The sequence below is a fragment of the Polaromonas sp. P1_E3 genome (assembly GCF_056405935.1).
On the sequence record NZ_JBFUBD010000201.1, the window covers coordinates 1 to 5029 of the forward strand.

Here is a 5029-nt window from a genome sequence, read left to right on the forward strand (position 1 = left end):
AAATAAACACATGTCACTTTACTTGATTGGCGACCTGCAGGGTTGCGACGCGCCCCTGGGGCGGCTGCTGGACAAACTCGATTTCTCGCCCAGCCGCGACACCCTCTACGTCCTCGGCGACCTGGTCAACCGCGGCCCCGACTCGCTCAAGGTGCTGCGCCGCCTGGCGGCACTGGGCGATGCGGCGCAATGCCTGCTGGGCAACCACGACCTGCACCTGCTCGCCCTGTGGCAGGGCGCGCGCCCTCCGGGCCGCAAGGACACCCTGCAGGACATCCTGCAGGCGCCGGACAGCGAGACGCTGCTTGACTGGCTGCGCCACCGCACCATGGCCTTGTACCGCCACGGCTGGCTGATGGTGCACGCGGGTGTGCTGCCGCAGTGGACGGTAGCGCAAACCATGGCACTGGCATCCGAGGTCGAGCAGGTACTGCGAGGCGGCGACCTCAAGGGCTTCTTCGGCGCCATGTATGGCAACACACCGACCTACTGGAGCGACCGCCTGCAGGGCGCTGACCGACTGCGCGTGGTGGTTAACGCGCTCACGCGCCTGCGCTTTTGCACATCAGAAGGCGTGATGGAGTTCGACAGCACCGAAGGCGCCGATGATGCACCTGCCGGCTACCTGCCGTGGTTCAAAGTGCCTGGGCGCCGGACAGCCGGCACGCCGCTGGCCTTCGGCCATTGGTCCACGCTGGCCAAGGACGGCCGCGCACCGCAGCTGCGCCACGGCACCCTGCCGCTGGACACCGGCTGCGTATGGGGCGGTTGCCTGACAGCCGCGAGACTCGGCGCCTCAGCCGGAGAGTTTGAACTGATCAGCGTGCGATGCGAGCAAGCCCAAAAACCCGGCAAGCGCAGTTGATCGCGCCGCAAAAGCGTTGCGAGAACCGCTATGGCCGGGGAGGTTCCTGCGATGCAGAAATCGCGATCGGCATGGACCGGCCTGGCAGGGGCCCGGCAATGTCCGCCCAGGCGCGCGCCATGCTCGCCGACAGCAACAACACCGCCGAAGAAAAGTAGATCCACATGAGGATTACCACCAGCGAGCCTGCCGCGCCATAGGCCGACACCACCGCAGCCGTTGAAAGGTAAAAAGCCATCAGGTGCTTGCCGACGGCAAACAGCAAAGCCCCYGCGGCTGAACCCATCACCAGATAGCGCAGGCCGGGCTTGGGGCCCACGCTCATTTTCATCAGGGCCACAAACAGGGCCACGCAAAAGCCGAAGGAGATCACTTCATTGAGGACCCAGGCAATCTTCTCGACCGGCAGATAACCCCCCGCCCAACCCGAGAGCAAACTCAGGAAAGTCGAGATCGCGAGCGACACGAGCAACAAAAATCCGAAGGCCAGGACATAGGCAACGCCGCGCAGGCGGAGGGATGCACCGTGCCACCAGCGCTGTTGCGGCGCCTCACCGCTGCCCTGCCTCCACRGCCGCTCGAAAGCGTCCTGCAATTCGGCAAACACACCTGTCGCGCCGGACAGCAGCAGCGCGAATGCGAAGAGCGAGGCAGTGATACCTTCTGAAGGCGCCTGGGCGCTTGAAAGCGCCTGCTGCACGACCTGGGCGCCCTGCGCGCCAATGACGCTGCGGATCTGGTCCACCAGGCTGGTTTCGAGGTAGGCGCGATCCAGCCACCAGCCCAGCACTGCCACCAGCAACACCAGCAAGGGCGCCAGGCTGAGGATGCCGTAGAAAGACATGGCGGCGCTCATGCGCATGCCCCCGGCGTCAATCCAGTGGTCAATGGCTTGCCACAAGGGACGGTAAAGGGACCTGAGAATTCTCTGAAAGGAAAAAAACGTGAGGGCCGGAAGGGCCTGCACATGTGGCTTGGGTTTTTCCATCATCCCCGAAGCTTAGGAAATCCGCTGCCAGAACCCCAGCGGACATCGGCTTCACAGCCCGTAGGCGTGGGCCGACGGACAGGGATGAGGAGGAGAGAGGAAAGTGAAGAGGACGAGGACAAAGCCCCGGGGCCTCACCCAAGCGGCTGCGGCGCTTTGTCGAACCCTAACCGGCCGTCTTGAACAGYGCGGCGACTTTTTTCTTCGGCTTGATATTGGCGGACACACTGCTGCGCGCGGGGGCGGCCTTTGCGGCGGCCTCCCAGGCAGGCTGGGCATCGGGAGCAGCGGTCGGTTCGTAGGGCTGGTCGAAGAATGGGTCACGCGGCGCCGCCGGCTGCCGGTGCGGCGTGTACTCGCGGCGTTCCCGTGGCTGGCGTGCCTCACGCGCATGGCCGCCTTCTTCGCCTTCGCGGTACATGCGGCGGCCGTCGTTGATACGTCCCTGCTCGCTGATGCGGGGCTGGTCTTCCTCGAATTCGATCGGTTCGAGCTCGATCTTTGTCTTGATCAGTTTTTCGATGTCGGCCACCAGGCGCTGGTCGCTGCCGGCGACAAAACTCACTGCCAGGCCCGACGCCCCAGCCCGGCCGGTGCGGCCGATGCGGTGCACATAATCCTCGGCATTGAAAGGCACGTCGAAGTTGAACACCGCCGGCACATCCTTGATGTCCAGGCCGCGCGCGGCCACGTCGGTGCACACCAGCAGGTCGACTTCGCCCTTCTTGAAGGCTTCCAGCGCTTTCAGGCGCTCGTCCTGGCTCTTGTCGCCGTGCAGCGCGGTGGTCTTGAGGCCTTCGCGTTCCAGTGAACGTGCCAGCCGCGCGCAGCCGAGCTTGCTGTTGACAAAAACGAACGCCTGCTTCATGCCGCGCTGCTTCAGGATCTGGTGCAGGGCGCGGCGCTTGTCGTCGGCGCCCACGCTGTAGAAATGCTGCTCGACGGTGGAAGCTGTAGCGTTGGAGCGCGCCACCTCAATCGTGACCGGGTCCTGCAAATAGCTGGAAGCCAGGCGCTTGATTTCAGGCGAAAAAGTCGCCGAAAACAGCAAGGTGATGCGCTGCTTGGGCAGATAGCTCAGGATGCGCTGCAGGTCGGGCAAAAAGCCGATGTCCAGCATGCGGTCAGCCTCGTCGAGCACCACGTACTCGACCTGGTTGAGCACGGCGTTCTTGGCTTCGATATGGTCGAGCAGCCGGCCGGGCGTAGCCACCAGCACTTCAACGCCTTTTTTCAGCTCCAGCGTCTGCGGCTTCATGTCCATGCCGCCGAACACCACCGTGCTGCGCAGGTTGGTGTATTTGGCGTACAGCTTGACCTGCTGGGCGACCTGGTCGGCCAGCTCGCGCGTGGGCAACAGCACCAGCGCGCGCACCGGGTGGCGGGCCGGCGAGGTCGAAGCGTTCTCGTGCTTCATCATGCGCTGCAGCAAAGGCAGCGAGAACGCCGCGGTCTTGCCGGTACCGGTTTGGGCGGCCCCCATGACGTCTTTGCCCTGCAGGACGACCGGGATGGCCTGTTCCTGGATGGGGGTCATGGTTTCGTAGCCCATTTCGGCCACGGCGCGCGCCAGCGGTTCTGCCAGCGAAAGATTGGAAAAAGAGGATGTCATAAAAGCTCGGCGGTACTCTGCGGGTTGTCTTGCGAAGGGCGCGCGGACCGGCGCGCTGGCAGCCAACGGCACCGCTGCACCATTGGCAAGAAAGGGAGCGCGGCAGGCCGCCCGGCGTGGCACGGTCAGCGACCATGATGGGGCTGTTGCAGCGCTTCCTCAGCCCTCTATTGTCGCACTTTAGGCCCCGATACCGGTTTTGCCGGCCCACTGCGCTTTCAGGGGCATTTGGGCCAGGGCTGCCACCGGGGCCACGCGCCTTTATTGCTATCTATTTTATAGCTGCTTGCGCACGTCAGTAAAGGGCCGGGGGCCGATTTCCCTCTTAGTTGTTGGCTGCCGGCTAAATACTGCGGGCGCTAAAGGTGTCGCAGGCCTTTACGCTGCCGGTTTTCAGGCCGGTGTCAAACCACCGCTGGCGCTGCGCGCTGGTACCGTGGGTGAAGCTTTCGGGCACCACCGCGCCGCCGCCGGCCCGCTGCAGGGCGTCGTCGCCGATTTTGGCGGCCGCGTTCATGGCTTCCTCCACGTCGCCCTGCTCCAGTATCTGGCGCGCGTTCTGTGCGTTGTGGGCCCAGACCCCGGCAAAACAGTCGGCCTGCAGCTCCAGGCGGACGCTCAGGGCGTTGTATTCGGCCTTGCTGACCCGCCCGCGCATATCGTCCATCTTGCCGCTGATGCCCAACAGGTTCTGCACATGGTGCCCCACCTCGTGGGCGATGACATAGGCCTGGGCAAAGTCGCCCGGCGCGCCCAGGCGGCTGCGCAGGGTTTCGTAAAACCCGAGGTCGATATATACCTTCTGGTCGCCCGGGCAGTAAAACGGGCCCATCGCTGCCTGTCCCTGGCCGCAGGCAGTCTGCGTGGCGCCGCGAAACAGCACCAGCCGTGGTTTCTGGTAAGTGCCGCCGCCTTTGGCAAACACGTCGGTCCAGACGTCTTCGGTGTCTGCCAGCACGGTGGAAACGAATTTCGCCATGCGGTCGTCGGCTGGCGGCTTGGGCGCCGGGCCCTGCTGCACCTGGGCCGGGGAGCCACCGCTGAGCAGGCTCAGGATGGTCATCGGGTTGATACCGAAGATCCAGCCGCCAACCAGCGCCACCACGATGGTGCCGATGCCGACGCTGCGCCCCCCAAAGCCGAAGCCACCGCCCCCGCCACCGCCGTCGCGCCGGTCTTCAACGTTGTCGGATTCGCGATTACCTTCCCACTTCATGGTGTCTCCCTTGTCATCCGTGCATACTGGCCTTTCCGGCCCATTGCGGCACCTGCCCCAAAGCCCGGTCCGCTGTCAGCGCATGCGCCGACTTTACTTGAGCAGCACCCCAGCCGTGGAACAAAATTGCGCCCTCATGTATCCATTCCTCATGAATACTTTTGCCCATCCCGCGCCTGAAGGCGCTGGCATGCCACGCAGGGCCAGTGCCGGGTTTTTCTCGCCACGCCTGCTGCTGGCGCTGCTGGTGGCTGCGCTGCTGACGGCCTGCGCCAGCCCCATCACCACCCGCGTGACCAGCTTCAACCAGTGGCCGGCAGATACGGCGGGCGCCACTTTCAGCTACAT

Annotated in this window: 4 protein-coding genes and 1 pseudogene; 2 read left to right on the top strand and 3 right to left on the bottom strand. The window is 64.5% G+C overall.

Annotated features, from left to right (window positions below; genetic code table 11):
- Window positions 1-10 precede the first annotated feature (10 nt).
- Window positions 11-865: a symmetrical bis(5'-nucleosyl)-tetraphosphatase gene (locus AC1D0Z_RS15810; protein WP_477659177.1), complete on the top strand. Its 855-nt coding sequence runs from the start codon at window positions 11-13 to the stop codon at window positions 863-865.
- Between the two features lie 28 nt (window positions 866-893).
- On the opposite strand, the gene AC1D0Z_RS15815 is transcribed toward AC1D0Z_RS15810, so the two are convergent.
- The 3 genes from AC1D0Z_RS15815 to ypfJ all read right to left on the bottom strand — a co-directional run bounded on the left by AC1D0Z_RS15815 (window position 894) and on the right by ypfJ (window position 4681).
- Window positions 894-1856 (bottom strand): YihY/virulence factor BrkB family protein, encoded by a 963-nt coding sequence (locus AC1D0Z_RS15815; RefSeq protein WP_477659174.1) that lies wholly within the window; start codon window positions 1854-1856, stop codon window positions 894-896.
- A 163-nt stretch (window positions 1857-2019) separates the two neighbouring features.
- Window positions 2020-3465, bottom strand: coding sequence for a DEAD/DEAH box helicase (locus AC1D0Z_RS15820; protein WP_477659175.1), 1446 nt, complete (start codon window positions 3463-3465; stop codon window positions 2020-2022).
- Between the two features lie 343 nt (window positions 3466-3808).
- Entirely contained in the window at window positions 3809-4681 is an 873-nt protein-coding gene (gene ypfJ, locus AC1D0Z_RS15825; RefSeq protein WP_477659176.1) for a KPN_02809 family neutral zinc metallopeptidase, read from the bottom strand.
- Between the two features lie 151 nt (window positions 4682-4832).
- Between ypfJ and AC1D0Z_RS15830 the strand changes: the two are divergent.
- A pseudogene (locus AC1D0Z_RS15830) lies at window positions 4833-5029 on the top strand (DUF4136 domain-containing protein); the annotation flags it as partial.